The organism is Allobosea sp. CER48, from assembly GCF_044752385.1.
GTDB lineage: Bacteria > Pseudomonadota > Alphaproteobacteria > Rhizobiales > Beijerinckiaceae > Allobosea.
The window spans coordinates 1-2,010 of sequence record NZ_JBIWYK010000518.1 but is presented as its reverse complement, the minus strand read 5'-3'; the positions used below and the strand labels follow the sequence as shown (position 1 = coordinate 2,010).

The following is a 2,010-nucleotide window of genomic DNA, read 5'->3' as shown; positions in this document are numbered from 1 at the left end:
AACGGTGACCGCAGGCCCGTATTCCGGCTTTGCATTGCGTTTTCGCGCGCAAACCGCATAAAGCGGCGGCCATGCTGACGATCAACGACATCACCTACCGCCTCGGCGAGCGCCTGCTGCTCGACCATACCGGCGCCGCGATCCCGGACGGAGCGCGCGTCGGGTTCGTCGGGCGCAACGGCACCGGCAAGACAACGCTGTTCAAGATCATCACCGGCGATCTCGGCACCGAGAGCGGCAATATCAGCCTGCCCAAGGGCCGGCGCATCGGCGGCGTGGCGCAGGAGGCGCCCGGCGGCCCGGAAACCCTGATCGAGGTCGTGCTTGCCGCCGATGCCGAGCGCACGGCACTGATGAAGGAAGCGGAGACGGCGACCGACCCGCACCGCATCGCCGAGATCGGGACGCGGCTCGCCGATATCGGCGCGCATTCCGCCCCGGCACGGGCCGCGATGGTGCTGCACGGCCTCGGCTTCAACGAAGAGGCGCAGCAGCGCCCCTGCTCCGACTTCTCGGGCGGCTGGCGCATGCGCGTCGCACTCGCCGCCGTGCTGTTCTCGGAACCCGACCTGCTGCTGCTGGACGAGCCGACCAACTATCTCGACCTCGAAGGCACGCTCTGGCTCTACGACTATCTGGAGCGCTACCCGCATACCGTTCTGGTCATCAGCCATGACCGGGAACTGCTCGACACGAGCGTCGACCACATCATGCATCTCGACCAGGGCAAGCTGACGCTCTATCGCGGCGGCTATTCCTCCTTCGAGAAGCAGCGCGCCGAGAAGCAGATGCAGCTCGCCCGGGCCAAGGAGAAGCAGGACGCCGAGCGCAAGCACCTCCAGGCCTTCGTCGACCGCTTCAAGGCGAAGGCCACCAAGGCCCGCCAGGCGCAGTCGCGCGTGAAGCGACTTGAGAAGATGCAGACCATTGCGGCGATCGTCGACCGCGACGTCCAGCCCTTCGTCTTCCCCGGACCGGAGAAGCCGCTCTCGCCGCCGATGATCGTGCTCGACGACGTCAGCGCGGGCTATGGCGAGCGCAAGGTTTTGTCGCGGCTCAACCTTTCGCTGGCGCCCGATGACCGCATCGCCCTGCTCGGCTCGAACGGCAACGGCAAGTCGACCTTCTGCAAGCTGATCGGCGGCAGGCTCGATGCGATGTCCGGCGAGATGAAGAAGTCGAGCAAGCTGGAGACCGCCTATTTCGCCCAGCATCAGCTCGACGAGCTCCGTATCGAGGACACGCCGGTCGGGCACCTGCGCGACCTGATGCCGGATGCGCCGGAAGCGAAGGTCCGCTCCAAGGCAGCGCAGATCGGCTTCCCTGCTTCCAAGGCCGATACCCCGGTAAAGCTGCTCTCGGGCGGCGAGAAGGCCCGCCTCATGCTGGGGCTTGCAACCTTTCATGGGCCGCATCTGCTCATCCTCGACGAGCCGACGAACCATCTCGACATCGACAGCCGGACGGCGTTGGTCAACGCGATCAACGACTATCCGGGCGCCGTCATCCTCGTCAGCCACGACCGCTTCCTGATCGAGGCCTGCGCCGACCGGCTCTGGCTGGTCGGTGGGGGCACGGTGAAGAATTTCGACGGCGACATGGACGACTACCGCACCTATGTGCTGGGCGCCGCCAAGGCCGAAAAGCGCGGCAAGCCTGCGCCAGAGGCCGGAGCGCCCAAGCCGAAGACGGACGAGCGCAAGGAGGCGGCGTCGAAGCGCGCCGCGCAGGGGCCGCTCAGGCAGAAGCTCAACCTTGCGGAAGCGCGCATCGCCAAGCTGACCGGGCTGATCGAGAAGGTCGACGCCGCGCTCGCCAACGGCGCCTTCTCCCGCGAGCCGGAGAAGGCGCTGCAGCTCTCGCGCCAGCGCGCCGAACTGTCGGAAGCGCTCACGGCGGCCGAAGAGGAGTGGCTGCTGCTCGGCGAGGAGCTGGAGAGCGCCTGAGACGCCGCCGAACGGCTCCGCGGCGCCCCTGCCTCAATCCCAGCGATCCCAATAGGGCGGATCG

1 protein-coding gene is annotated in these 2,010 nt (G+C 67.2%); it reads left to right on the top strand.

Annotated elements, in window-relative coordinates; translation table 11 throughout:
- Positions 1-71 precede the first annotated feature (71 nt).
- Positions 72-1,946, top strand: coding sequence for an ABC-F family ATP-binding cassette domain-containing protein (locus tag ACIPIA_RS15030; protein WP_400510711.1), 1,875 nt, complete (start codon positions 72-74; stop codon positions 1,944-1,946).
- Positions 1,947-2,010 lie beyond the last annotated feature (64 nt).

Bases quoted from the DNA above. Each gene is read 5' to 3' on its own strand.
- ACIPIA_RS15030 (WP_400510711.1), top strand. From the start codon at position 72: ATGCTGACGATCAACGACATCACCTACCGCCTCGGCGAGCGCCTGCTG.